The sequence below is a fragment of the Acinetobacter sp. YH01018 genome (assembly GCF_013420295.1).
Taxonomy (GTDB): domain Bacteria; phylum Pseudomonadota; class Gammaproteobacteria; order Pseudomonadales; family Moraxellaceae; genus Acinetobacter.
Genome location: NZ_VOYL01000004.1, coordinates 102,563 through 127,620, shown reverse-complemented (window position 1 = coordinate 127,620; position 25,058 = coordinate 102,563). Strand labels below are relative to the sequence as shown.

The 25,058-nt window shown below is 43.7% G+C and carries 22 protein-coding genes; 16 read left to right on the top strand and 6 right to left on the bottom strand.

Translation table 11 applies throughout. From position 1 onward, the window contains the following. Window positions 1-69: 69 nt before the first annotated feature. Together mdtD and FTT83_RS02930 are read right to left on the bottom strand one after the other, a co-directional pair. A complete protein-coding gene (gene mdtD / locus FTT83_RS02935; protein ID WP_180080809.1) occupies window positions 70-1,455 on the bottom strand; it encodes a multidrug transporter subunit MdtD in 1,386 nt (461 codons plus the stop codon). Between the two features lie 125 nt (window positions 1,456-1,580). Further along, a complete protein-coding gene (locus FTT83_RS02930; RefSeq protein ID WP_180080875.1) occupies window positions 1,581-2,201 on the bottom strand; it encodes a TIGR00730 family Rossman fold protein in 621 nt (206 codons plus the stop codon). Between the two features lie 341 nt (window positions 2,202-2,542). Here FTT83_RS02930 and FTT83_RS02925 point away from each other — a divergent pair, with 341 nt between their 5' ends. The 6 genes from FTT83_RS02925 to FTT83_RS02900 all read left to right on the top strand — a co-directional run bounded on the left by FTT83_RS02925 (window position 2,543) and on the right by FTT83_RS02900 (window position 11,317). Then, window positions 2,543-4,120 (top strand): TerC family protein, encoded by a 1,578-nt coding sequence (locus tag FTT83_RS02925; protein ID WP_086195153.1) that lies wholly within the window; start codon window positions 2,543-2,545, stop codon window positions 4,118-4,120. 360 nt (window positions 4,121-4,480) lie between these two features. After that, on the top strand, window positions 4,481-4,948 hold the full coding sequence (locus tag FTT83_RS02920) for a YchJ family protein (protein WP_180080811.1): 468 nt from the start codon (window positions 4,481-4,483) through the stop codon (window positions 4,946-4,948). A gap of 60 nt (window positions 4,949-5,008) precedes the next feature. Beyond that, entirely contained in the window at window positions 5,009-5,653 is a 645-nt protein-coding gene (locus FTT83_RS02915; RefSeq protein ID WP_086195155.1) for a trimeric intracellular cation channel family protein, read from the top strand. A 135-nt stretch (window positions 5,654-5,788) separates the two neighbouring features. Then, window positions 5,789-7,108 (top strand): MFS transporter, encoded by a 1,320-nt coding sequence (locus FTT83_RS02910; RefSeq protein ID WP_180176206.1) that lies wholly within the window; start codon window positions 5,789-5,791, stop codon window positions 7,106-7,108. Between the two features lie 164 nt (window positions 7,109-7,272). Further along, a complete protein-coding gene (gene parC / locus FTT83_RS02905) occupies window positions 7,273-9,492 on the top strand; it encodes a DNA topoisomerase IV subunit A (RefSeq protein WP_180080815.1) in 2,220 nt (739 codons plus the stop codon). 148 nt (window positions 9,493-9,640) lie between these two features. Beyond that, a complete protein-coding gene (locus FTT83_RS02900; protein ID WP_180080817.1) occupies window positions 9,641-11,317 on the top strand; it encodes an AMP-binding protein in 1,677 nt (558 codons plus the stop codon). Between the two features lie 58 nt (window positions 11,318-11,375). Here the strand turns inward: FTT83_RS02900 and FTT83_RS02895 are convergent, their stop codons facing one another. Beyond that, complete coding sequence (locus tag FTT83_RS02895) at window positions 11,376-11,756, bottom strand: hypothetical protein (RefSeq protein ID WP_180080819.1); 381 nt, start codon at window positions 11,754-11,756, stop codon at window positions 11,376-11,378. A 105-nt stretch (window positions 11,757-11,861) separates the two neighbouring features. Between FTT83_RS02895 and FTT83_RS02890 the strand changes: the two genes are divergently transcribed. After that, window positions 11,862-12,263: an MAPEG family protein gene (locus FTT83_RS02890; protein ID WP_180080821.1), complete on the top strand. Its 402-nt coding sequence runs from the start codon at window positions 11,862-11,864 to the stop codon at window positions 12,261-12,263. Between the two features lie 125 nt (window positions 12,264-12,388). Next, window positions 12,389-12,925 carry an inorganic diphosphatase gene (gene ppa, locus FTT83_RS02885; RefSeq protein WP_005233448.1) on the top strand — a complete coding sequence of 179 codons (537 nt, stop codon included), beginning with the start codon at window positions 12,389-12,391 and terminating at the stop codon, window positions 12,923-12,925. An 87-nt stretch (window positions 12,926-13,012) separates the two neighbouring features. Here ppa and FTT83_RS02880 read toward each other — a convergent pair whose 3' ends face one another. Beyond that, a complete protein-coding gene (locus FTT83_RS02880) occupies window positions 13,013-14,347 on the bottom strand; it encodes an OprD family outer membrane porin (RefSeq protein ID WP_180080823.1) in 1,335 nt (444 codons plus the stop codon). A gap of 1,361 nt (window positions 14,348-15,708) precedes the next feature. On the opposite strand from FTT83_RS02880, the gene FTT83_RS02875 reads away from it, so the two are divergent. Beyond that, entirely contained in the window at window positions 15,709-16,479 is a 771-nt protein-coding gene (locus FTT83_RS02875; protein ID WP_373456101.1) for a TorF family putative porin, read from the top strand. A gap of 286 nt (window positions 16,480-16,765) precedes the next feature. On the opposite strand, the gene FTT83_RS02870 is transcribed toward FTT83_RS02875, so the two are convergent. Then, the gene (locus tag FTT83_RS02870; protein ID WP_180176205.1) at window positions 16,766-18,253 is read right to left on the bottom strand and encodes a YifB family Mg chelatase-like AAA ATPase; all 1,488 of its coding nucleotides are present in this window, start codon (window positions 18,251-18,253) and stop codon (window positions 16,766-16,768) included. A gap of 68 nt (window positions 18,254-18,321) precedes the next feature. Next, window positions 18,322-18,549 carry an accessory factor UbiK family protein gene (locus FTT83_RS02865; RefSeq protein WP_180080829.1) on the bottom strand — a complete coding sequence of 76 codons (228 nt, stop codon included), beginning with the start codon at window positions 18,547-18,549 and terminating at the stop codon, window positions 18,322-18,324. Between the two features lie 279 nt (window positions 18,550-18,828). Between FTT83_RS02865 and glnK the strand changes: the two genes are divergently transcribed. From glnK to FTT83_RS02830, 7 genes are all read left to right on the top strand, one after another. After that, window positions 18,829-19,167 (top strand): P-II family nitrogen regulator, encoded by a 339-nt coding sequence (gene glnK / locus FTT83_RS02860; RefSeq protein WP_086174160.1) that lies wholly within the window; start codon window positions 18,829-18,831, stop codon window positions 19,165-19,167. A gap of 58 nt (window positions 19,168-19,225) precedes the next feature. Next, window positions 19,226-20,632, top strand: coding sequence for an ammonium transporter (locus FTT83_RS02855; protein WP_180080831.1), 1,407 nt, complete (start codon window positions 19,226-19,228; stop codon window positions 20,630-20,632). Between the two features lie 138 nt (window positions 20,633-20,770). Then, window positions 20,771-21,229, top strand: coding sequence for a transcriptional regulator NrdR (nrdR, locus tag FTT83_RS02850; protein WP_086174158.1), 459 nt, complete (start codon window positions 20,771-20,773; stop codon window positions 21,227-21,229). Between the two features lie 37 nt (window positions 21,230-21,266). Further along, the gene (ribD, locus tag FTT83_RS02845) at window positions 21,267-22,370 is read left to right on the top strand and encodes a bifunctional diaminohydroxyphosphoribosylaminopyrimidine deaminase/5-amino-6-(5-phosphoribosylamino)uracil reductase RibD (protein ID WP_180042633.1); all 1,104 of its coding nucleotides are present in this window, start codon (window positions 21,267-21,269) and stop codon (window positions 22,368-22,370) included. After that, on the top strand, window positions 22,367-23,659 hold the full coding sequence (locus FTT83_RS02840; protein ID WP_166169613.1) for a DNA adenine methylase: 1,293 nt from the start codon (window positions 22,367-22,369) through the stop codon (window positions 23,657-23,659). The genes ribD and FTT83_RS02840 overlap by 4 nt, the downstream gene beginning before the upstream one ends. Window positions 23,660-23,686: 27 nt before the next feature. After that, on the top strand, window positions 23,687-24,346 hold the full coding sequence (locus FTT83_RS02835) for a riboflavin synthase (protein ID WP_180080833.1): 660 nt from the start codon (window positions 23,687-23,689) through the stop codon (window positions 24,344-24,346). A gap of 112 nt (window positions 24,347-24,458) precedes the next feature. After that, complete coding sequence (locus tag FTT83_RS02830; protein WP_180080835.1) at window positions 24,459-25,004, top strand: VTT domain-containing protein; 546 nt, start codon at window positions 24,459-24,461, stop codon at window positions 25,002-25,004. Window positions 25,005-25,058: the final 54 nt, after the last annotated feature.

The following is a 25,058-nucleotide window of genomic DNA, read 5'->3' as shown; positions in this document are numbered from 1 at the left end:
TTTATCAAACACATGATAACGCGATCTGAACATTCAGACCACGTTGTTTCTGATGTCATCTGATTCTACTTAGGTGTGACGTGGAATTTGCCAGAAAATGGCTGCGGTAATCAGATTAATGCAGCCGAGGAAAATCAGTGTGGTATGGAAAGCTGTCACGATCTGCTCGCTACCGAAATAGGCGGTAAACAGGTTGACCAAGGTTCCGGCCAAAGCCACGCCGATACTCATCGATACCATCATGATCATTGACAAAAAGCTGTTGCCACTACTGGCATCTTGCTGAGGTAAATCCTTCAGGGTCAGGGTATTCATGGAGACAAACTGCAAAGAATTTAGTATGCCGAAAACAAAGAAATGTAAGGCTCTTAACCAAGTTGGGGTATCCGCCGTAGTGAGGGCAAAACTGGCAATACATGCTCCGACCAATAAGGTATTGACCAGTAATACCTGGCGATACCCAAAGCGTTGAATAATCTGGCGAATAATCGGCTTGGAAGCTAGAGAACCCAGTACTGTCGGAATCATCAACAGACCGGTAATAAATGGCTCAAAGCCAAAGGCAACCTGCAACATCAGCGGAATTAAAAAAGGTATCGCGTTGCCGCCTAAGCGGGCAAAGAAATTACCGATAATGCCTATAGCATAAATTTTATTGCTAAATAATGTACTGCGGAACAGCGCATTGTGATGTGTATGGGCATGAATGGCATAGATAATCGCTGCCAAGACACCCGCAAGTACCAGACCTATACTCCACCATAGCGATTGATGGGGGCTGGCAAAATTTTCAATGCCCAGTGAAAGTCCCACCATGGCAATCACCAGCAAGATAAAACCTGAAAAATCAAAAGATTTGACAGCAGGTTCAGTGACGTTCGGCATGGCCTTCAAGGTAATTAGAACGCCTAACAGTCCCATCGGAATATTAATTAAAAAAATCCAGTGCCATGTTGTCACTTCGACCATCCATCCGCCCAATGTCGGACCAATCAAGGGACCCATCAGACCAGCTAAACTCATCAAGCTCATGGCAGATAAAAATTGGGTACGCGGAATGACCTTGAGCATTGCCAGTCGGCCTACAGGAAGTAACAATGCACCGCCAATGCCCTGAATGACTCGATAAAAGAGCAGCTGGTTTAAACTGCTGGATAGTCCGCAGCCCAGTGATGCCAAGGTAAAAATAATAATGGCCGCAAAGTAGGTATTGCGCACACCAAAACGGTCGGCCAGCCATCCGCTTAAAGGAATACAGGCAGCGACCGAAAGCACATAGGCCACCACCACACTATGCATCTGGAGCGGATCTTCAGCCAGATTGGCTGCCATGGCGGGAATTGCCGTATTGACAATGGTGGTATCCAAACCTTGCATAAAAAAACCGATTGATACCAACAACACTAACAGGCGGAATTCAGGTTGTAGGGCTTGATGCGAAGGAGTGGCGTTCATAACAATATTAAAGTGATTTTTTACAGAGTTTAAAGCAATCCGTTTAAAGTGGTGTAAGAAAAAGTTGTGCTATCCATTATGGGATAGCACTGTCTGGAGTTCACTTTTTATGTCCTGGTTTGGACTTAAATGGCAAAGTGTTGTGGTGCATCCAGATTTTTAATGGCATTGAGAATCTGATCGGCATGATTGCAGATAATCAGTTTGGCCCGATGCTGCGGCGGTAAAAAGCCTTCACTGACCGCATGATCCAGCTGGCTCACTAGGGCATCATAAAAGCCATTCACGTTATAGAGCATCATCGGTTTTTGATGCTGATTTAACTGTCCCCAGGTGGCAATTTCCAGAATTTCTTCAAACGTGCCCAAACCACCGGGTAAAGCGACAAAAGCACTGGCACGCTTAGCCATCATGGCCTTGCGTTCATGCATGCTTCGTACAATGTGTAATTCGGTGAGCTGATGATGCGCAATTTCATAATCCAGCATAAATTCAGGGATCACCCCGACGGTTTCACCGCCACGCTGTCTGACGGCATCAGCCACTTGCCCCATGAGGCCTATACTTGCGCCACCATAGACCATGCCGAAACCCAGATCAGCCAGTGCCTGAGCCAAAGCTACGGCTTTTTCCTGATAAATTGGTTTATTGCCTGAACGTGAACCACAGTAGAGTGCAATTAAAGGTTGAGTTGTTTTGGGAGTAGGATTGTTATGTTTGGGAGTCATTTTTAATACACTGTTCATCATTATATTTTTACCATAGCATTTTATTTTTTCAGTCTCTAGCTTAACTGTTAAATATGACAGGTCGTGATCAGCCTTATACCAACCTTGCAAAGATTTGTTGAAATTGGGTGAGCAAAAAACAGCGCAGTGAGGAAAAGAGGATGAATTTCTACTTCATCTTGCTATACTAAAAATCTGTTTTCCAACAAATGAATTAACATGGGTAGTGGTTGTCCTCACTCTGAACACTTCAATGCTTCTGAAAAAAATATACAGCATGCTGTTCATCGCATATTCAGCGATTTTAATATGAACCTTCTAAAATCAGTCCCTCATCATCCTGCACAGGAGAATATCCAATGATCTTGGAATGGATGTCAGATCCATCAGCATGGATTGGACTGGCAACTTTAGTGGTTCTAGAAATTGTACTGGGTATCGACAACCTGGTTTTTATTGCCATTTTGGCGGAAAAACTGCCCCCAGAACAGCGTAATGCAGGCCGTATCGTCGGCTTGATTATGGCTTTGTGTATGCGGTTGATTTTACTGGCTTCCATTGCCTGGGTGGTGACCTTGACCCAGCCACTGTTCCATGTTCTGGATCATCCTTTTTCCGGCCGTGACCTGATTCTGCTGTTTGGTGGCGTATTCCTGCTGTTTAAAGGCACCATGGAATTACATGAGCGTATAGAAGGTGCTCAACCGCAGAAAGAAGAAAACCCGGTGCATGCCGCATTCTGGATGGTGATCGTTCAGATTGTGGTACTGGATGCCGTATTCTCTCTGGATAGCGTGATTACCGCAGTCGGCATGGTCAAAGACCTGTCGGTGATGATGATTGCGGTGGTGATTGCAGTCGGCATCATGCTGTGGGCATCTAAACCACTAATGACCTTTGTCAACAGACATCCGACCGTGGTGATTCTGTGCCTCGGCTTCCTGATGATGATCGGCTTTTCACTGATTGTTGAAGGCTTCGGTTTCCATATTCCTAAAGGCTATTTATACGCGGCGATTGGTTTCTCTGTGGTGGTGGAATTTATCAACCAGACTATGCGCCGTAATCAGGAGCGCATGGTGACCACGACGGACCTGCGTTACCGTACTGCTTCTGCCGTGATGCGTATGCTCGGGGGTAAAAGTGAATCGCAAAACAATGAAGCCGAAGATGTGCTGGCGACACGTGCCTTTGCCGATGAAGTCTTTAATGAAGAGAACGGGGTTTACCATAGTGTGCTGGTGCAAGGTGTGCTGGGGCTGTCGGAACGGCCTGTGAAATCGGTGATGACACCGCGTCCGGAACTGGAATGGATTGATCTGGATGAAGATGAAGCCTCCATTAAAGAACAGTTATTAAGCATGACCCATTCACGTTTGATTGTGGCACATGGTGAACTGGACAATATTGCCGGTATAGTGCTGACCCATAAAGTCATGAACGACTACATCGAAACTGGAAAACTGAATTTTGAAGCGCATTTACGCGAGCCGGTGATTGTGCATGAAAATGCTCAGGTGTTGATGGTAATGGAACAGTTGCGTCAGGCACCGCTGCAAATGGCAATTGTATTGAATGAATACGGTTCGATTGAAGGGCTTGCTACCCCGATTGATGTGCTTGAAGCGATTGCCGGTGAATTCCCGGATGAAGATGAATTTGAAACAGCTGCAGAAAGTCTGGAAGACGGGACTTTAATCCTTGAAGGTTCTACCGATATTCGTCATGTTTCCTTGTTGTTAAACCGTGATCTGGTAGATGAGTCTGAACAGTATTCAACCTTGTCCGGTTATATCCTGTTCCATCTGGGGCGTTTGCCGGAAAGTGGTGCCAAATTGCAGGCAGATAAACATATTTTTGAAGTGGTGACGATGAATGGCCATAAAATTGATAAGGTTCATATCATCCCGCTCAATCAAAATCAGACGGAAGATTAATTTCACCTGCACAGCTGATCTTTATCGATGTTGAATTAAAATAGCCCGCATTGTCGGGCTATTTGATTATGAGGGTCTGTTGACATTTCATAAATGGCTTGCGTTGTAGGCTAAAATTGATCAGACAAGGAATGAAATGCAAAGAATGGTGGTTCCATTTTTAAATTTCATAACGAAGTCTGGGATAATTTTAGCCACAACCCTTCGGGACTAGAGTATTTTTTGACGCTACGTCGTTGTGAACTACGCATTTAGAATGACTAAATTTTGTAGTTCACGCCTTGTATCCTCTAAAAAATATTCGTAGTCGCAAACATAGACGAAGTGTTAACAGACCCTAATCTAAGTTGGAAAAAATTGATGTCAGAAACAGAATGTCCATGTGGTCGAGGTGATTACGCCAGCTGTTGCCAGCCTTTACATTTGGGTCAGGCCAAAGCACACACTGCAGAGCAATTGATGCGTTCGCGTTATAGTGCCTTTGCCAAACAGGAAATTGACTATATTGTGAAAACCACGGCCTTAGGCCAACAACAAGCGCTGGATGTGGCAGCCATTGCCGAATGGAGCAAGGCCAATCAGTGGCTCAAGCTGGAAGTGGTTCAAGCCCAGGAAAAACTGGACAAGCACCATGCCCAGGTTGAATTTAAGGCACATTATCATGATAGTCAGCAAGCACAGGTTCATCATGAAATTTCCCATTTTGTGAAACATGAAGGGGCCTGGTATTTCCTTGATCCGACCACAAATATGCAAATCACCATGAAACAGCCGTGTATTTGCGGTTCAGGGAAAAAATTTAAGCAATGTTGTGCGCAATTTTTGTAATTTTCATCTGAATTTGCCTTAGAATAGCGCGCATCGATAACCCTCAGTGGAAGCAGGGCAATGTTGCTATTGGTCATTTATATTATCGCAATTACGGCTGAAGCCATGACAGGGGCACTGTCGGCAGGTCGGCGCAGTATGGACTGGTTCGGGGTAACGCTGATTGCCTGTGTGACTGCACTGGGTGGTGGCTCGGTTCGCGATGTACTGCTTGGGCATTATCCTTTGACCTGGGTGAAGCATCCGGAATATCTGGTGTTGACCTGCTGCGCAGCCTTTGTCACTATCCTGATTGCCAAATGGATGCGCCATTTACGTTCCATCTTCCTGATTCTCGATGCTCTGGGTTTAATCGGTTTTACTATTATTGGCTGCCAGATTGCCTTGCAGATGGGGCATGGTTTTGTGGTTTCCGCAGTTGCCGGTGTGTTGACTGGAGTTTCCGGCGGTATTCTGCGCGATATTTTGTGTAATGATGTACCCTTGGTATTCCGCCGTGAATTGTATGCCAGTATTTCTTTTGTTTCCGTGATCTGTTACTGGATTTGTCAGGATATCGGTTTCTCTCTGGAAATCACTGTCATTTCCACCTTAATCTTCGGTTTCTCTTTACGCTGCATCGCTATCTATTTTGGTCTGGAAATGCCGAAATTTATTTATAAAGATGACGATGACCAGTCCGCATCCTCCAAAGATGCTTCCTAGAATATTGCCTTAATATGATGAATGACTGACGAAATGAGCGGTCATCATCTGCAAATTGGCGTATAAAAATTAATACAATTATAAATCCTGTTGGGAAAGCAGCATGCATTCTTTCACCAAATCAGAGCTCTTGTTATGGATTTAGTCTCACGTATACAACGTTTACCGATTGGTAAATTTCACTATACCTTGCTATGGGTGATTGGTCTGGGCTGGATGTTTGATGCCATGGATACCGGATTGATTTCCTTTATTCTGGCCAAAATGGCGGAAGACTGGGCCATGACGCCGGATGATAAAAGCTGGGTGGTTTCCATTGGTTTTATTGGAATGGCCATTGGTGCAGTGTGTTCGGGAGCCCTTGCCGATCGTTGGGGGCGTAAAACGGTTTTTGCCTCAACTTTAGTGATTTATAGTCTGGCAACCGCTGCCTGTGCTTTTGCACCGAACCTGACTTGGTTGCTGGTGTTCCGTTTCATTGTAGGGCTTGGACTGGGTGGTCAGCTACCGGTGGCCGTGACGCTGGTGAGTGAATATATTCCTGCCCATGTCCGTGGCCGCTTTATTGTGCTGCTGGAAAGTTTCTGGGGTTTGGGGTGGTTGGTGGCAGCATTGGTTTCGCGGTTTGTGATTCCCGATTTTGGCTGGCATGCTGCTTTTCTGATTGGGGGTATTCCTGCGCTGTATGCGATTGTGATCTGGAAAATGGTGCCAGAATCAGTGCCTTACTTAATTAATCGGGGTCGACATAAAGAAGCGCATGCTTTGGTGAAAAAAATTGAAGCGCAATGTGGCGTGGAAGTGATTGAAATTTTTGAAGTCAAACCGGTGGCCGAAAAGCATGACATTAGCTTCTCTCAACTCTGGTCCGGCATTTTTGCCCGCCGTACCCTGATGCTATGGCTGATCTGGTTTGGTATTGTATTTTCCTACTACGGTATTTTTACCTGGCTGCCAAGTTTACTGGTCAAAGAAGGCTATACCATTGTGAAGTCTTTTGAGTATGTACTAGTGATGATTCTGGCCCAGTTGCCGGGTTATATTGCCGCGGCATGGCTGGTGGAAAAACTGGGACGTAAGGCAACATTGGCGGGTTTTATTGCCATGTGTGCAGTCTCTGCCTACTTCTTTGGTCAATCCGACGATGTGACCCAGATTGTGGTATGGGGCTGTTTGATGTCCTTCTTTAACTTGGGCGCCTGGGGTGTTTTATACACTTATACCCCAGAACAGTATCCAGCCAATATCCGTGCCTTTGGTTCGGGCTGGGCCGGAGCGATTGGCCGTATTGGTGGTATTTTCGCGCCATTTGCTGTCACCCATATAATGGTGCTCGACCATGGTTTCAGCTATGTCTTTATGATGTTTACCGCCGTTTTAATTGCCGTGGCACTGATTATCCTGCTGCTGGGTGAAGAAACCAAAGGTAAAACTTTAGAGTCGATTGGTTTATAAAATTGCTGATTTTTGGGTTGATTGGCCCTTATAAAATGGATATTTTTAGTCCATAAGACACAATTTGTCGCAGAGTGTGGGTTACTGCCCTTGTGTAGTCCGCAGCTGCGACATAGCATAACAACGTAGATACAAAAACGAATTATTTAGGATTTCACGCTTTTATGACCAGCCTTGTGCATCATGCGACAGAAAATCGTTCCGTAGCCGAATTTACTGAACAAGCTTACCTTAACTATGCCATGTACGTGATTATGGATCGTGCATTGCCGCATATCAGTGACGGTTTAAAACCAGTACAGCGCCGTATTGTCTTCGCCATGAGTGAATTGGGCTTAAAGCATAGCGGCAAACCGAAAAAATCGGCTCGTACCGTGGGTGATGTACTGGGTAAATACCATCCGCATGGTGATTCTGCCTGTTATGAAGCGATGGTACTGATGGCACAGCCATTCAGTTACCGTTATCCTTTTATTGAAGGTCAAGGTAACTGGGGTTCACCCGATGATCCGAAATCCTTCGCGGCCATGCGTTATACTGAAGCCAAACTTTCGCTTTATAGTGAAGTGTTACTGTCTGAGCTGGGGCAGGGTACCTGTGATTGGCAGGACAACTTCGATGGTTCAATGAAAGAGCCGGTGAATTTGCCAGCGCGTGTACCGAACATCTTATTGAACGGAACCACAGGCATTGCTGTGGGGATGGCGACCGATATTCCACCGCATAACTTGCGTGAAGTGATTAAAGGCACCATCGCGCTGATTCGTAATCCAAATTTAAGCGATGAAAAAGTGGCGGAATATATTCCGGCACCCGATTTACCGACCAAAGCCGAAATTATCACTGCACCTGAAGAACTGCTCAAACTGCAAACCACAGGACGTGGCAGTTACCGTATGCGTGCGGTTTATAAAATAGAAAAAAATGAAATCGTGATTACCGACTTACCGTATCAGGTGTCGGGTTCTAAAGTGATTACCCAGATTGCCGATCAGATGCAGGCGAAAAAATTGCCTTTGGTTAGTGACCTGCGTGACGAATCGGATCATCAAAATCCGACCCGTCTGGTGATTGTATTACGTTCTAACCGGATTGATGCCGAAGCAGTGATGAGTCACTTATTCGCAACGACCGATCTGGAATCCAGCTATCGCGTCAACATGAACATGATTGGTGCCGATGGCCGTCCGCAAGTGAAATCGATTCGCCGCATTTTGCTGGAATGGATCGAAATCCGTAAAAATACGGTAACGCGCCGCCTGCAATACCATTTAAATAAAATTGAAAAGCGTCTGCATATCCTGGTCGGCTTGATTATTGCCTACTTAAATATTGATGAAGTAATTCGGATTATTCGTGAGGAAGATCAGCCCAAACCGGTGCTGATGTCTCATTTCAATATTGATGAAATTCAGGCTGAAGCCATTTTAGAACTCAAGTTACGTCATTTGGCCAGACTTGAAGAAATGGAAATGCGCCGCGAACAGGAAGAACTGGAAGCGCGTGCGGCTATTATCCGCGAGCAGCTGGCCAATCCTGAATCTTTAAAAGCATTGATTATTAATGAACTTAAAGAAGATGCGAAAAAGTTTGGTGATGACCGCCGTTCGCCTATTGTACGCCGCGCCGAAGCATTGGCCATTAATGAACAGGACATGTTGCCAGCCGATCCTGTGACTGTGGTGTTGTCTGAGGCGGGCTGGATCCGTTCAGCTAAAGGCCATGAGGTCGATGCCGAAAATCTGAATTTCCGGGCCGGTGACCAATATTTAAGCCATGCCCAAGGTAAATCCAATCAACGGGTCTATGTACTGGACGATACCGGTCGTAGTTATGCACTGGCTATTAACACTTTACCTTCGGCACGTGGTTTGGGTGAACCTTTAAGTTCTAAACTTGCACCCGCCAGCGGTGTAGGTTTCATTCAGGTGTTTATTGCCGAGGATGAAGCTGAAATTTTGGCCTTGAGTTCCAAAGGTTATGGCTTTAAAACCCAGGCGAAACAACTGGATACCAATGCCAAGGCAGGGAAGTCCTTTCTGACTGTGCCTGAAGATGGCAAAGCGATGCCACTGCAAGCAATAGAACAGGCGACTCATGTGGCCTTACTCAGTTCAGCAGGCCGTATGCTGGTTGTCGATTTGTCAGAATTACCAAGCCTGAACAAAGGTAAAGGTAATAAATTGATACAACTCGAGGCGAAAGATCAAATTGTATCTATGACAATGTTGAATTTAGATGAAATAATTCAAGTAGTTGCTGGACAGCAACAATTAAAATTAAAAGGTGATGATCTTCAAAAATATATCGGTAAGCGAGGCACTAAAGGTCAACTCTTACCACGAGGATATCAAAAAGCAAATAGACTGTTCATTCAAAGATAAAACTAGCATCCCAGATATGAAATAGGCTATATATGGTGTAATTCGTGCAAATGGATGCTTTGTTGAACAATACAAAAGGAAAAAACCAGGTTCAGCAAAGAAAAAAATAGTTTAAAAACTAAGGATTAAGATTGGAGTGATAGGCATTATGGAAAAGATTTGGTTCGCTGAATACCAAAAGACAGGGATTCCAGAAACTGTAGAATTACCGGCTGAAAATACCTCATTGGTTGATGTGTTTGAGCGCAACTTCCAAAAATTTGGCTCACGTGACGCCTTTATTTTTATGGATAAAGTTCTCTCTTTTAGTGAGCTGGAAGAAGCAAGCCGTAAATTTGCAACATATTTACAAAGTTTAGGATTGGCAAAGGGTACACGTGTGGCGGTGATGATGCCAAACGTACTTCAATATCCTGTTGTCGCATTGGGGATTTTCCGCGCAGGTTTAGTGCTTGTAAACGTTAACCCGCTTTATACTTCTCGTGAACTTGAGCATCAGTTAAATGACTCCGGTTCTGAAGTGCTGGTCATTATTGAAAACTTTGCAACGGTTTACCAAGCGATTATTGGTAAAACTCCTGTGAAGCATGTGGTAGTGGCTTCTGTGGGTGATATGTTGGGGGCCTTAAAAGGTACATTGGTCAACTTTGTTTTACGCTCTGTACGCAAGCAAATCCCGGCTTGGAATATTCCAGGACATATCCGTTTTAACGCAGCAATGTCAAAGGTAAATCCAAGCAATTATAAGCGTCCAAACCTGACTTTAAGTGATACAGCCGTACTTCAATATACGGGTGGTACCACGGGTGTTTCTAAAGGTGCTGAACTGACTCATCGTAACCTAGTTGCGAACATGTTACAGTGCGATGGTATTTTCCAGAGTAAATTTGGTGCTCAAGATGGGCAACCGGATGACCGTATTTTCTGTGCTTTACCACTTTATCACATCTTTGCATTCATGGTTTGTGCGCTGTATGGCATGTATAAAGGTCAGGCCAACGTGCTTATTCCAAACCCGCGTGACCTACCTGCGGTAATGAAAGAATTGCGTAAATACCAGCCATCATTCTTCCCGGCAGTGAATACCTTGTTTAATGCATTGGTGAACAATGAAGAATTTAAACAGCTTGATCATAGCAAACTGAAAATGGCTATGGGTGGTGGTATGGCGGTATTACCTTCTACTGCTGAAGCATGGAAGAGAGTTACCGGTACCAATATCATTGAAGGTTACGGTTTATCTGAAACTTCACCGGTTGCAACAGCCAATCCACCGCAATCCACTGAATTTAGCGGTACCATTGGTATTCCATTACCACTGACTGAAGTTGCAATTTTGGATGATGACGGCAATGAAGTGCCGCTTGGCGAACAGGGCGAAATCTCGATTCGTGGTCCACAAGTCATGAAAGGCTATTGGAACCGTCCAGATGAAACTGAAAAAGTGATGACCAACGGTTTCTTCCGTACCGGTGATATTGGGATCATGGATGCTCGTGGTTATATCAAGATTGTCGATCGCAAGAAAGACATGATTCTGGTGTCGGGCTTCAACGTTTATCCTTCAGAAATTGAAGAAGTAATTTCTACGCATCCTAAAGTATTGGAAGTTGCTGCGATTGGTGTGCCGGATGAAAAATCAGGTGAAGTGCCTAAACTATTTGTGGTGAAGAAAGATCCGTCACTCACCACAGAAGAAGTGCTTGCTTTCGCTAAAGAGAACTTAACAGGCTACAAACGCCCACGTTATGTTGAATTTATAGATGAATTACCAAAGTCCAACGTAGGTAAAATCTTACGTAAAGACTTGCGTAAAACTGCATAAATGCTGCAATAAAAAAGCGCCGATCACGGCGCTTTTTTATTTGGAAATAGGCCAGGCTTTAATCTTTCAGCATCCATCGATCAATATAGGGACGTGCTATCCCGGTAATCCATAGAAAGGTCGTGATGCTACCGAATTGATAGATGTATCGCTGTAAATCAAATGCACCAAAGCTATATAAGTTATCAAGCAAACAGTAGAATGCAACGACTGTGGTCCATATCCAAAGGGCCTGACGTTTAATTCCCACCATCCAAAGCGCGAGAATTGAAATAACAATGGTAAAAATAAGGGAAAGCCTATTAAAATTGGCACACACGACTGAAAGTAAAAATCCCGTAATAGGCAATACGACTTTGAATACCCGATCCACTTTAAGTTGATGCTGGCGCTGCTTTTCGAGTACATCAAACATTTTTTCTTGATCAGGATTGATCATTATGGATCCTTATTGCTCATTTATAAAAACGCTATAATTTACAAAAAATATTGCGAAAACACCATGCTATGATAGGCAGCATAAAATTTTAATGAGAAAAGTGAGATGCAAAGCATTAGCGGAATAATCTATCTCATCTTAATCGCATGTTTATTGCCCTATGTTTTTACTGCAATTGCAAAAAAAACAGCAGGTTTTAAAGCACGAGATAACCAGAACCCGCGTGAATTTCTGGCTAAAACTACTGGTTTGGCCGCCCGTGCCAATGCGGTACAACAAAACAGTTTTGAAAGTTTACCCTTATTTATTGCTTCCATTTTAATGGCAGAATATATGGTGATTTCTCAAACCGTAATCATGACTTTTGGTATTGCCTATATTGTACTCCGTATTTTCTACGGCATCTGCTATTTAGCCAATTGGGCCACTTTGCGTTCCATTATCTGGACCTTATCCTTACTTTGCCCAATTTGCCTGTTGCTACTGGTGATTAAATTAACCACATGAGGCCTGAGAAGGTGGAAATACATATTTTCACCCAGCAGATGTATAATCGAAAAGTTATTTAATACGCAAAAACCGTTATAATCGTCGCGGTTTAAAAAAGATTTAACTTGTTAAAGAGTGATGCTATGAGCTACAGCAATATCCCAGCGGGTAAAGATGCACCAAACGACATCTATGTAATTATTGAAATTCCTGCAAATGCAGCACCAATCAAATATGAAATCGACAAAGATTCTGATGCATTATTTGTAGACCGTTTCATGGGTACTGCAATGTTCTACCCGGCAAACTACGGTTATGTGCCAAACACATTGTCACTTGATGGTGACCCACTTGACGTATTGGTTGTGACTCCACACCCGGTTGAACCAGGTTCAGTGATTCGTTGCCGTCCTGTAGGTAAATTGAACATGGAAGATGATGGTGGTGTTGATGCGAAACTGGTTGCAGTACCGCACGACAAATTAACACCGATCTATAAAGACGTTCAGGAATATACCGATCTTCCTCCGCTTTTAATCAGCCAAATTGAACATTTTTTCCAGCACTACAAAGACTTAGAGCCAGGAAAATGGGTGAAGTTAAGTGGTTGGGAAGGTGCTGATGTTGCTAAACAGGAAGTGCTTAGCTCAATTGCAGCTTATGCAGAAGCAAACAAATAATTGTTTGTTTCGAATTTAGCCTGAAAGGCTTAGATAAAAAAACCTGCACATTGTGCAGGTTTTTTTATCTCTTGAACTTACTGTGAATTAAAATAATTTCACAGGAATATCAAGGAAAATACGCCATTCATTGGTATCACCAATGTAATTACTTTGATAATCATTGCTTGCACGGTAGTAAGAATTACGTAGGCGAAGGCTAGCATCTTTAGCAAAACCACTTTGAACAGTATATTTCACCTGGTTAAAGAACTCGCGTTCTTGAGCATTGTCACTGATCATTGTTCCTTTATTATCAGTTGCTTTGATATCCCAACCGTAAACGAACGCTGATGTCCAGGTTAAACCAGGAACATTCATTGCACCAAAGTCATAAGTATATTGAATTTGCGCTGATTTTTCGTCATTACCAATAAAGTCTGACAGATAAGAGTTTGGCATGTAAATGGTTTGATGACCATCACCCACACCTCGACCTAAACCATAGTCATAACCAGTATTGCCTGAGTTTTGCTGGTAAGCCAACATGACATTATGCGGACCTTTGTTATAAGTACCAGAAACTGCCCAAATTGAGTTTTGGTAATTACCATCAGCTGGACCAATGAATGAATATAAGTTGCTATTGGCACCACGATCCCATTCAGTATGATAGCCACTGAAGTCATAAGTGAGTGAACTGTTGTTGGCAAGACTTTGCTTAAAGTTTACATTGGCATAATGGCGTTCTAATTTATCTTTAATGTCTACACCGTAGTATGCAGTATTTAAAGCATCATTCACTTTATATTTAGCACCCCATACCACAGCACGGTCTAGTTCATTACCATCTGAATTGATCTGGTCTGAATACTGGTTTTTAGTGAATTTACCTGCGGTTAGTTCCAGACCTTTAATTTCACGGCTTGTTACAAGGAAGCCGTCGAAATATTCAGGAACTAAACGGGCTGTATTGCTGGCTAATACAGGCAAGTCTAAAACTTGAGTACCATAACGTACATCAGTATTAGATACACGTGCTTTTACATTGGCACCACCACGGGTCCAGTGATCATAAGTATCACCTGCACCTTTAGTGAGTTGACCTTGACTGTTTAGGCCAGTTTCACGTGGAATCATGCCATTACCGGCATGTTTATTTTCGCCCAATTTAAATGAAGCATCACCCACGACACCCACACCAAAACCGATCAGGCCTTGAGTGTAGCCGGAATCCAGGTTCACAATTGCTGTTTGAGCAAAAGAGCTTGTGTCATCTACGCCATTTTTTTTGTCACGGCTTAAATAGCCTGTACGGAACAATACAGAACCTTCTGCATCTTCAACAAAGCCTTTCGATTCGCTTTGCTCGCTAGCATATACAGTTGAAATTAAGGCAGCTTGAATTAAAACTGCTAAGGTAAGTTTTTTAGCTTTTTGCATTGGGAGAGAGCCTTATACAAAATGGGAGAAGAAATTGGCAGAATTGTATACGTAATGTATCGCAAAAAAAGCTTTTTTTAATACATTTTATTTAATTAAAGTTATAACGTATTCAAATGTAAATTATACCTTTTGGTTAACAAAATATTAAAAAATTATTATTTGTGTAAATTTTTTTACAAAACAATATGATATTTTAACTCTAAATAAATTCTGGGCTAATGCCGATGCCTCATTAAAAATTGATAGGGAGTTGTGGTTTTGAAAAATGCTATTTTAGCATCCTAAATTTTGATATCAGGCCTAAAACATGGCTTTTATCAACCAGTGATATCAGCAGAAACACCTCTTTATAATGATTTAATTTTTAAAAAAGTAGCAAAATCAGCTGACTTTTGGCTGAAGTAATTAGACATTCTGGTCAAAAAATTAGGCTTACATGTCGATTTTTTTTGTTCAATAAATATGCTTTAAAATGATCAAAAAATTGACCAAAAATTATAGATAAATTTTTAATTATTGTTGTTCAGTTTATCATTGGGTAAAATATTAATCATTCCATAGTCGGAATAAATTCTGCTAGGTCCAGATAAAATTGTATTATTTTTTCGCGCAATAAGTTCCTGATTTATATGAGTCGAAAATACGGTCTGATTATCAGCAAAAAAGTCCATGCGATGCTTTTGTGCATAAAATGTGGGCAGTGAGATAAAAATAATGATCTTTTTTAGCTATCAGTAGGGCATAGGTACATAAAAGCTGATTCATCCTTGGTTCCGCAGCTATTGTCCAGTCTATGTCAGGACTTTTGAATAATCGTGTGCAGATCAAGATGAAGGTTTTAAACAGAACTTTGCAGGAGCTGCTCATGCTCCCGACATTTACTGCGATGCATGCTTAATATGTCAGTAAGTCAAACATGGCCAATATTGTTTGATTAAAACTTGAGAAGGTAGCAGCTGATTTTGATCCAGATTTTTGAGCCGGTGGATTGGGGTTTTAACTGGCCGATTTTAGCCAGAGAAGGAGAGAGATGCATAAACAAGCGTACAGTGAATATTTTTTGTGCACTTTTTCTAGGCATTTTTAGCTCTACCGGAAAAAACAGTCTCAAAATAAGGCAGGTTGTAAATAAATATTTAAGCCGTATTAGCATGCAGACCATCTAAAAGAGAGAAAGCTATCAATCTGGTAAAGCTCGAAAAATGACTAGGTTTTGTTTTTATTTTTAAATAATAAATTTATAAATATCAATATATTAATATATTATTGGTGATTTGCGGGCTAAAAATTACTGTGTTGTTTTTTAAACTGGCATAGCAATTGCTGATATCTCTTGAATCCATAAAAATCTGTCGGGGATCTATAAAATGCTTAAAAAATTATTTGCTGTGACCACTTTAGCTACTATGTCAGGTGCTGTATTTGCTGCAGATGCTCCTGCCTTACCTTTTGGCCTGTCTTTTAGTGGTAGTGCAGCCGTCACTACAGACTATCGTTTCCGTGGTGTGACTCAAACGGAAAATGATCCAGCCGTACAAGCAGGATTCACGCTAGCTCATACTTCAGGGTTATATTTTGGCTTGTGGGGTTCCAATGTGAATTTTGGCAGCGGCACACCTAGCCTGGAACTAGATCCATCGCTTGGCTATGCCACCACGCTTGAAGCTTTCAGCAGCAAACCGACAGTAGATGTTGGGGTGGTGTACTATAATTATCCAAGTGCCAGCGATCTGAACTGGGCAGAATTATATGGCAAATTAGGCTTCAAAAGTGTGATTGCAGAAGGCGATAGCATTTTAACCAATCTCAATTATACCAATGACTATGCCGGTGCAGATGCAGACAGCTGGAATGTGAATGTGGGTTATTCAGTTCCATTTGGTTCATCAGGTTTTGGTGGGGTCGGCGCTGTAGGCTATACCGTTGTAGATGAAGACAAATATACCTTTAATGGTGATGATAATTATGTAGACTGGAAAGTGGGGGTAACGTATGGCTTTAAATCCATTTCAGGTGCCAGTGCTGAACTGGCAGCTGTAGGCACCAATATTGATACTAATGGTTTATCGGATGTCGCAGAACGTGCGGTGGATACCGGTGCGGTATTTACCCTTACCAAAACATTCTAATTGTAATTTCAAAGCATTAAAAAACCTCCAAAGCATGACTTTGGAGGTTTTTTTATAGGTCAGGATCTGATGTGCAGGCTGTTGCAGAAAATGCAGCGCGGATCAGCACTGAATTGATGCCGTGTTATGACTATCCAGGTAAAAAAAGCTAGCCAAGGTATTGGCAATCAGGTATTCGCTATCATTTGAACCGGGCTGACCTTTAAATGTCTGTTTAATCATTTAGCCCATCTGTATGGCATCGACAAGACTTTCAGGATGGCAGAATAAAGTTTCGCATCTAGTATTAACCCTGTTGTGCCCGATAGGACAGCGCTTCAGTTAAATGCTGGCTTTGAATGTCAGTATGTTGGGTTAAATCGGCAATGCTTCGCGCCACACGTAATACCCGATGATAAGCCCGGGCAGACAGGTTTAAGCGTTGCTGGGCCATTTCCATAATTTTCTGTGCCTGCGTATCAAGGCAGGCAAACTGTTCCAGCTGTTTGGGACTTAAAGCATGATTCAGGCATTGTTGTCGCTGGATTTGTAAATTATAGGCTTGAATTACCCGTTCCCGAACCGTGTGTGAGTTTTCAACTGGTGTAGTTGCCTGTAATTCATGGGCTTGTAAAGGCGGCACATCGATATGCAGGTCAATCCGGTCCAGGAGGGGGCCTGAAATCCGGTTTTGATAACGTTTAATTGCATCTGGGGAACATTGACAGCGGATATCCTGATTAAAAGCATAACCACAAGGGCAGGGATTCATTGCGGCAATGAGTTGAAAGTTGGCCGGGAAGGTAATTTGCCTGGAGGCACGGGAAATCACTATTTCCTTGGATTCGAGCGGCTGTCTTAATACTTCCAAGACCTTGCGATCAAATTCAGGCAGCTCATCTAAAAATAATACGCCCAAATGAGCCAGCGTAATTTCCCCCGGTTTGGGATGTGAACCCCCTCCCACCAAGGCAATTGCGGAAGCGGTATGATGTGGCGCACGAAAAGGGCGCTGCCCAAAGGGATGTGAGCTATTGGCAATCGAGTAAATACTGGCTACTTCCAGATTCTCCTGCATGTCCAGAGGGGGCAAAATGCTGGCCAGCCGTGAAGCCAACAGTGTTTTTCCTGTACCGGGCGGGCCTTTAAACAATAGTGAATGTCCACCAGCGGCAGCAATTTCCAAAGCCCGTCGCGGGCGCAATTGACCTTTGATATCGGCTAAATCAAATTTGTACTGATTGATTGGATTGCTGCTAGGGGCTTGATATTGCTGAAGCGGATGTTGTCTGGATAAATGTTCACAGACATCTTTTAGATGGTGGGCAGCAAATACTTCAAAATTGGGCAGTTGCGAAGCATCTTGGGCATTCTGCTGCGGCAGAATCAGTTGATGTCCAGACTGCTGGCAGGCAATGGCAATGCTTAAAATACCGCTGATGGGACGAAGTTGACCATCCAGGGCCAGTTCACCAATAAATTCCAGCTGATCTGTCGCATTTTCAGGTAGTTGGCCTGAAGCGATTAAAATCCCCAAAGCAATGGGTAAATCCAGGCGCGAGCCATCTTTGGGTAAGTCTGCAGGCGCTAAATTGATGGTGAGACGTTTGGTGGGGAATTGGAAACCACTATTAATAATGGCAGAACGTACCCGGTCTTTACTTTCCCGAACTGCTGCTTCAGGCAGCCCGACAATGGTTAAAGAAGGCAAGCCCTGACTGACATGAACTTCCACTTCAATTAAAGGTGCATGAAGTCCAAGCAGACCTCGAGTGTAAATTTTAGCAAAAGACATTTATTATTGTTCCATTATGGTGCGTTATTTTTAATCGTTTTTGGTCTTTTTATGCACTAAACAAGTGCTTATTTATTGTTCTTGATTTTAATTTCTAAAGCTTCAACCTGTTTAAGCAGTTCATTCAAGCGCAGGTTGGCATGATTTAATGCAGTACGTTGACGTTCAATTTCTTCTTTGGAAACCAGATCCATCTTGCTGACTGCTTCATTCAGTAAGGCGCGTAAATTATGCTCAACATCTTTTTTCGGTTGATCGAGCTGTTCCATTATGGCTTGTAATAAGGTTTCAATCATTGCAGTACCCATATAAGGATGGAGAAGTGGCATTAGTGTAACATTGCTGCTACTTGGACCATAGTCCCACTCGACCGGATATAGCTTTATCCGATGTTTAAAATCGTTAATTTTATAGTAAAAATGTCTAGTTTCTGGAATTCAGACTACATGTAAAAGGATAAAATAGGTTATAAAGAAAACTCGTGTCAAAGTTTCTATTTCCCCCAACCTTAGAATTTTTGGCACGGAATTTGAACATAAAACCTTACTGGTGAAAGAAGCCGAAGGAAAACAAACATGAAGCTCGTAACTGCAATTGTAAAACCCTTTAAATTGGATGATGTGCGTGAAGCACTCTCTGACATTGGTGTTCAAGGGATCACCGTAACTGAAGTCAAAGGCTTTGGTCGTCAAAAAGGTCATACTGAACTTTACCGTGGTGCAGAATATGTTGTTGATTTTTTGCCTAAAGTAAAAATTGAAATCGCCATTAGCGATGAAATGGTAGATTCGGTCATTGAATCGATTACCCGTGTAGCAAGTACAGGAAAAATTGGTGACGGTAAAATTTTCGTTACTAATTTAGAACAAGTCATCCGTATCCGTACCGGTGAAACAGGTGCAGATGCTGTTTAATTTGGCATGAAGTTTGCTGAGTAGCTAATAACTCACAAAACTAGGTTGGGGGATACGAATGAAAAAAATGCTTATTGCGCTGAGTTTATCTGGCGCACTTTTAGGTGGTTCTGTTGCATGGGCTGAAGAAGCGCTAACAGCAGCATCCACTCCTTCTGAAAATGTAGTAGTCACTGAAACTACTGATCCATCTTTAACAACAAATTCCGAATTGGCTGCAGCCCCTGCTCCAGCTGAACCAGCAGCACCTGCCGAAGAAGAACCAAAATTAGATACAGGTGACACGTCATGGATTTTAGTGTCTACAGCTCTGGTTTTATTGATGACCATTCCGGGACTCGCATTATTTTACGGCGGTATGGTTCGTAAGAAAAACGTACTGGGCACCATGGCACATAGCTTTGTTGCGGCAGCCGTTGTCAGTATTACCTGGGTGGTGATTGGTTATACCCTGGCCTTTGGCAGTGGCAATGCTTTTATTGGTAACCTGGATAAAATCATGCTATCCGGCATTACCACAGATGCCTTAACCGGAACGATTCCAGAAATTCTGTTTGTCATTTTCCAAATGACATTTGCCATCATTACTGTAGCCATTATTACAGGTTCGATTGCAGAACGTATGAAATTTGGAGCTTTCGTTGCCTTCATTACCATTTGGAGCATCGTAGTTTACGCGCCAATTACCCACTGGGTATGGGGCGGCGGCTGGTTAGCGAATGATGGCGCACTCGACTTTGCTGGTGGTACGGTGGTTCATATCAACTCGGGTGTTGCAGGTCTGGTTGCTGCTTACATGCTGGGTAAACGTATGGGTCTGGGCCGTGAATCGATGGCTCCGCATAACCTGACTTTAACCGTAATTGGTGCAAGCCTGGTATGGGTCGGCTGGTTTGGTTTCAATGGCGGTTCTGCACTCGGCGCAAACGGTTCAGCAGGTTATGCATTGATCGTAACCCAAGTTGCAGCAGCGGCAGCAGCCATTGCCTGGTTGATCACTGAAAAAGTGATTCGTGGTAAAGCTTCTGTATTGGGTGGTGCATCTGGCGCAGTTGCAGGTTTGGTGGTCATTACGCCGGCAGCAGGTTTCGTGACTGTAGGCGGTGCATTGGCGATGGGTTTGATCGGTGGTGTGGTGTGCTTCTGGGGTATTACAGCGCTTAAACGTGCACTGAAAGCGGATGACTCTCTGGATGCCTTTGGTCTGCATGGTGTAGGTGGTATTGTCGGTGCAATCCTGACTGCGGTATTTGCCAGTGAATTCATTATGGGCGATAAAGTGCCGACAGACATGATGCATCAATTATGGGTGCAACTTGAAGGTGTACTGGCAACCATTGCTTACTCTGCAGTATTGACCTTTATCATTCTGAAAGTGATTGATCTGGTCATCGGTATCCGTGTTGCGAGTGATGACGAACGTATGGGTCTGGACCTGAGTCAACATGGCGAACGTGTAGAATAATATAAAAACCCAAAATCAATATATTGTGTAAAACAGCCCGTCAGGGCTGTTTTTTTTCCATATCTTGCGTAAGTCTCTACAAAGGGCAGAATTTTTGCTACACTCTGAATCCGATTTGATTTGTTCAATTAAACCGCTATGCACTGTCCATTTTGCAACGCTGCAGATAGTAAAGTGATCGATTCGCGTTTGGCTGCTGAAGGTTGCCAGATTCGCCGACGTCGTGAATGTATCAGCTGCGGAGAACGTTTTACCACCTTTGAAACCTATGAAGTGGTGATGCCCCGGGTGATTAAATCTGATGGTAAGAGTGAACCGTTTGACGAAGCAAAAATGCGTCGTTCCCTGATGCATGCTCTGCAAAAAAGGCCGGTGACCCAGGAACAGATTGAAACCGTACTCAGCGATATCCAGTTGCAAATTCGTCGTTTAGGTGAGCGAGATGTAAAATCCCGTACTATTGGCGAAATTGTGATGCAGGCTTTATTTGCCCTTGATCATGTCGCGTATGTCCGTTTTGCTTCAGTCTATCAAGACTTTCAGGATGTTGAAGCCTTCCGTCGTCAAATTGAACAGATGCAGCAGCGCGAACACTAAATCGAACACTAAAATTATATTTTCCAAGAGTCATGCAATGTCCGAGTTAAAACAAGATTCCATTCAGCCAGATCAGCTCTGGATGCAGCGTGCAATCGAATTGGCACGACTTGGACAATATTCCACTAAACCCAATCCTAATGTCGGCTGTGTTATCGTCAAAAATGGTCAACTGGTCGGTGAGGGCTTCCATCCGAAGGCCGGACAACCGCATGCAGAAGTATTTGCCATGCGTCAGGCCGGTGAGCAAGCCAAAGGCGCAACAGCTTATGTCACTTTGGAGCCGTGTGCGCATTATGGCCGTACACCGCCGTGTGCCAAAGGTCTGGTCGAAGCTGGAATTGCAAAAGTGATTGTGGCCTGTCCGGACCCGAATCCCTTAGTGGCGGGTAAAGGCGTGCAGATTTTAAAAGATGCCGGTATTGACGTCAGTGTTGGTATTTGCGAACAAGAAGCAGAAAAACTCAATCTGGGTTTTTTAAAAACCATGGCCACTGGCATGCCTTATGTGCGTTTAAAAGTCGCTTCCAGCCTGGATGGTCGAACCGCCATGGCATCGGGTGAATCGAAATGGATTACCGGAAGCGAGGCCCGTCAGGATGTACAGCACTGGCGTGCCATTTCCGGTGTGGTGATTACTGGCATTGAAACGGTACTTGCCGATGACTGCCAGCTGAATGTGCGTCAGCTGAATGGCATTGCAGATATCAGTACTATTGTGCAGCCCAAACGTCTGGTACTGGATCGCCAGGGACGTTTGCCGCTGACTGCAAAAATACTGCAGCAGCCCGAAACGCTCATGGTGATGGGACCGTTTCGTCAGGAACTGGCCGATTTGGGCGTGCTACAATTGCCAGTACAGCCTTTAAAAGACTTGCTACAGACCTTATCTACCCAACATCAGGTTTATGATGTGCTGGTGGAAGCAGGGGCAACATTATCCACGGCCTTTTTACAGGCACAGCTGGTGGATGAAATGATCAGCTATGTTGCACCGACCTTTTTAGGTCAAACCGCTCGTGCGATGTTTAATGCGGAATTCGACCGTATGGCAGAGCAACTTCGATTTAAGCTCATCGACCTGGTTCAAGTCGGGAATGATGTGCGCTTAAGGTTAATCCCTTCTCAAGAGACAGTATGAATTCAGAGTCTTCGGTTTATCATAAACGTCGTCATTCAGCACGTACTACAGATGAATACCTTTTCAACCAGCTTGTTCCGTATTTAGGCAATAAACGCCGGTTACTGCATCTGATTTTGGAAGCGCTTGAGAGTACGGGAACCTTAAATAATCATAATGGTCGTGCGCCAATTTTTGCTGACTTTTTTGCCGGTTCCGGCGTGGTTTCGCGTCTGGCGCGACAAAATGGCTATCGGGTCATTGCCAATGACTGGGAACCCTACAGCCATGCGTTAAATAGCGCGATTTTGTCCTGTGTCGAAGCACCAGCATTTAAAGAGCTGGGCGGTTATCAAAAAGCGATTGATTATCTGAACCGTTTGCCGGAAGTCAAAGGCTGGGTGACGCATAACCTGTGTCCGCGCAATGACGAAATTTATGATCCGACCCGCGACCGTCTGTTCTTTAAACGCCGTAATGGCATGCGTATTGATGCCATCCGCCAGCAGATTGCCACCTGGCAGGCACAAGGTGCGATTGATGATGTGGAAATGTCGGCATTACTGGCTCCCTTGCTGTATTCCGCCAGTTTCGTCAGTAATACTTCTGGGGTATTTAAAAGTTTCCACCATGGCTGGGGTGGTAAAACCCAAACGGCTCTGGAACGGATTGAATCCTTACTTTGGCTGACCCCAAGCCGTTTCTGTGAAATCGGCGACCCGAAAAAACCGGCCGCGGAAATGTGGTGTGTTGATGCCCAGCATCTGGCCAACCAGATGAGTCATTTTGAAGTCGATATCGCTTATCTGGACCCACCGTATAACCAGCATGCCTATAGCAGTAACTATCATGTGCTAAATGCCTTGACGCTGTGGGATCAGGTAGATTTGCCGAGTCCAGACACCAAAGGCTTTAAAAGCGGGATTGACCGGGCATGGCGTAAAGAACGTCCGAGCCAGTACAATTCTTCCAAGCATGCCAAAGAAGCCTATGAAAAATTATTGGCAACCATTAATGCACGTTATATTCTGACCAGCTATTCGACCGATGGTAATATTGAAGCGGGCGATTTGCTGCAGGCTAACTTGAAGCGTGGTCGCGTCACCTTGCTGACCCAAGATGTACCGCGTTACCGGGTGAGCAAGCAGCGCCAGTCAGAACGCGCACGTGTGCTAGAATTTATTGTCATCACCGATACCCATGCCAAATCGGGTCCGCCATTACGTCAACTCTTGGGTCAGCTGTATCATTTTGCTGAGCTTGGCGGTGTGGATACGACCGGTGTAAGTACGCAACTGGCATTGTGGTAAAACAACGACAGAATTAGAGAAAAAGTTATGTTTACAGGCATTATTGAAAGTCTAGGTAAAGTAGAAAGCTTGCAAAATGTGGGTGGTGATGTGCGTCTGCGTATTGGCACCGACCTCGACATGTCTGATGTGCATTTGGGCGATTCGATTGCCACCAACGGGATCTGCCTGACTGTGATTGAATGGGGCGAAAACTGGTATGCTGCTGACGTTTCACGTGAAAGTCTGAATCGAACTACTTTAGGTACCTGGAAAGTCGGTCAGCCGGTTAATGTGGAAAAAGCCATGTTGCCAACCACCCGTTTTGGTGGACATATTGTCAGTGGTCATGTCGATGCAGTGGGTGAAATCACGCTGGTACGTGAAGATGCCCGTTCCATTTATTATGAGGTAACGGCTCCGGCTGAAATTGCCAAATATCTGGCAGAAAAAGGCTCGGTCACGGTAGATGGCATTAGTCTGACCATTAACCACCTGCGTGGCAATATTATCAGTCTGAACCTGATTCCGCATACGGCAGAACGAACCAATATTGGCACCTGGAAAACCGGCGCCAAAGTGAATTTGGAAGTCGATGTTTTAGCGCGTTATATCGAGCGTTTAATGCTGGGGGATAAAGCTGCTGAAGTCAAAGAGCAATCCAAATTAAGCATGGCATTTTTAGCAGAAAATGGCTTCTTGAAATAAAACATCTTAGAATAGAAAACAGTCTGATTGAAAAGTCAGGCTGTTTTTTTTGTTTTTTGTTTTTATTTTTAATAAGTTATGAAAATAATGTGGTTAAAGTGAGTAGCTGAAGATGCTTGATTTTCTAATGCATATTGAACAATGGTTACCTACTTTGCTGGATCAGTATGGTTTGTGGATCTATGCCATTTTATTTCTGATTATCTTTGCAGAAACCGGTTCCGTATTTATGTTCTTCTTGCCGGGAGACAGCCTGCTGATTGCGATTGGTGCCCTCTGCTCAACCACAGATGTGATCCATTTAAATACCATGGGGCTGTTGCTGTTTAGTGCTGCGGTACTGGGTTATATTGTCAATTATTATACTGGGCAGATTTTGGGGTTTAAGTTTTTCCATGAACATTCACGCTACTTAAAACCGACCTATATCGTAAAAACCAACCATTATTTTACCAAGCATGGCGGTAAAACCATTCTGATGGCTCGCTTTGTTCCATTTGTACGTTCATTTGCGCCCTTTGCTGCTGGGGCAGGGCACATGAATCTCTTGAGTTTTATGCTGTATAACGTGGCCGGTGGTTTAATCTGGATTGCGGTATTATTGAGTATAGGCTACGGTGCCGGGAATATACTGGGTCTAGCAGTGAACCTGTTTTAATTTAGGATGCTTGGGATTTAGATTCCAGCAGCATTTCACATGATTGGCTCAAAA

Excerpts from the sequence above, each read along its gene's own strand:
- mdtD (WP_180080809.1), bottom strand. The coding sequence starts at position 1,455 with ATGAACGCCACTCCTTCGCATCAAGCCCTACAACCTGAATTCCGCCTG.
- FTT83_RS02930 (WP_180080875.1), bottom strand. The coding sequence starts at position 2,201 with ATGAACAGTGTATTAAAAATGACTCCCAAACATAACAATCCTACTCCC.
- FTT83_RS02925 (WP_086195153.1), top strand. The coding sequence starts at position 2,543 with ATGATCTTGGAATGGATGTCAGATCCATCAGCATGGATTGGACTGGCA.
- FTT83_RS02920 (WP_180080811.1), top strand. The coding sequence starts at position 4,481 with ATGTCAGAAACAGAATGTCCATGTGGTCGAGGTGATTACGCCAGCTGT.
- FTT83_RS02915 (WP_086195155.1), top strand. The coding sequence starts at position 5,009 with ATGTTGCTATTGGTCATTTATATTATCGCAATTACGGCTGAAGCCATG.
- FTT83_RS02910 (WP_180176206.1), top strand. The coding sequence starts at position 5,789 with ATGGATTTAGTCTCACGTATACAACGTTTACCGATTGGTAAATTTCAC.
- parC (WP_180080815.1), top strand. The coding sequence starts at position 7,273 with ATGACCAGCCTTGTGCATCATGCGACAGAAAATCGTTCCGTAGCCGAA.
- FTT83_RS02900 (WP_180080817.1), top strand. The coding sequence starts at position 9,641 with ATGGAAAAGATTTGGTTCGCTGAATACCAAAAGACAGGGATTCCAGAA.
- FTT83_RS02895 (WP_180080819.1), bottom strand. The coding sequence starts at position 11,756 with ATGATCAATCCTGATCAAGAAAAAATGTTTGATGTACTCGAAAAGCAG.
- FTT83_RS02890 (WP_180080821.1), top strand. The coding sequence starts at position 11,862 with ATGCAAAGCATTAGCGGAATAATCTATCTCATCTTAATCGCATGTTTA.
- ppa (WP_005233448.1), top strand. The coding sequence starts at position 12,389 with ATGAGCTACAGCAATATCCCAGCGGGTAAAGATGCACCAAACGACATC.
- FTT83_RS02880 (WP_180080823.1), bottom strand. The coding sequence starts at position 14,347 with ATGCAAAAAGCTAAAAAACTTACCTTAGCAGTTTTAATTCAAGCTGCC.
- FTT83_RS02870 (WP_180176205.1), bottom strand. The coding sequence starts at position 18,253 with ATGTCTTTTGCTAAAATTTACACTCGAGGTCTGCTTGGACTTCATGCA.
- FTT83_RS02865 (WP_180080829.1), bottom strand. The coding sequence starts at position 18,549 with ATGATTGAAACCTTATTACAAGCCATAATGGAACAGCTCGATCAACCG.
- glnK (WP_086174160.1), top strand. The coding sequence starts at position 18,829 with ATGAAGCTCGTAACTGCAATTGTAAAACCCTTTAAATTGGATGATGTG.
- FTT83_RS02855 (WP_180080831.1), top strand. The coding sequence starts at position 19,226 with ATGAAAAAAATGCTTATTGCGCTGAGTTTATCTGGCGCACTTTTAGGT.
- nrdR (WP_086174158.1), top strand. The coding sequence starts at position 20,771 with ATGCACTGTCCATTTTGCAACGCTGCAGATAGTAAAGTGATCGATTCG.
- ribD (WP_180042633.1), top strand. The coding sequence starts at position 21,267 with ATGTCCGAGTTAAAACAAGATTCCATTCAGCCAGATCAGCTCTGGATG.
- FTT83_RS02840 (WP_166169613.1), top strand. The coding sequence starts at position 22,367 with ATGAATTCAGAGTCTTCGGTTTATCATAAACGTCGTCATTCAGCACGT.
- FTT83_RS02835 (WP_180080833.1), top strand. The coding sequence starts at position 23,687 with ATGTTTACAGGCATTATTGAAAGTCTAGGTAAAGTAGAAAGCTTGCAA.
- FTT83_RS02830 (WP_180080835.1), top strand. The coding sequence starts at position 24,459 with ATGCTTGATTTTCTAATGCATATTGAACAATGGTTACCTACTTTGCTG.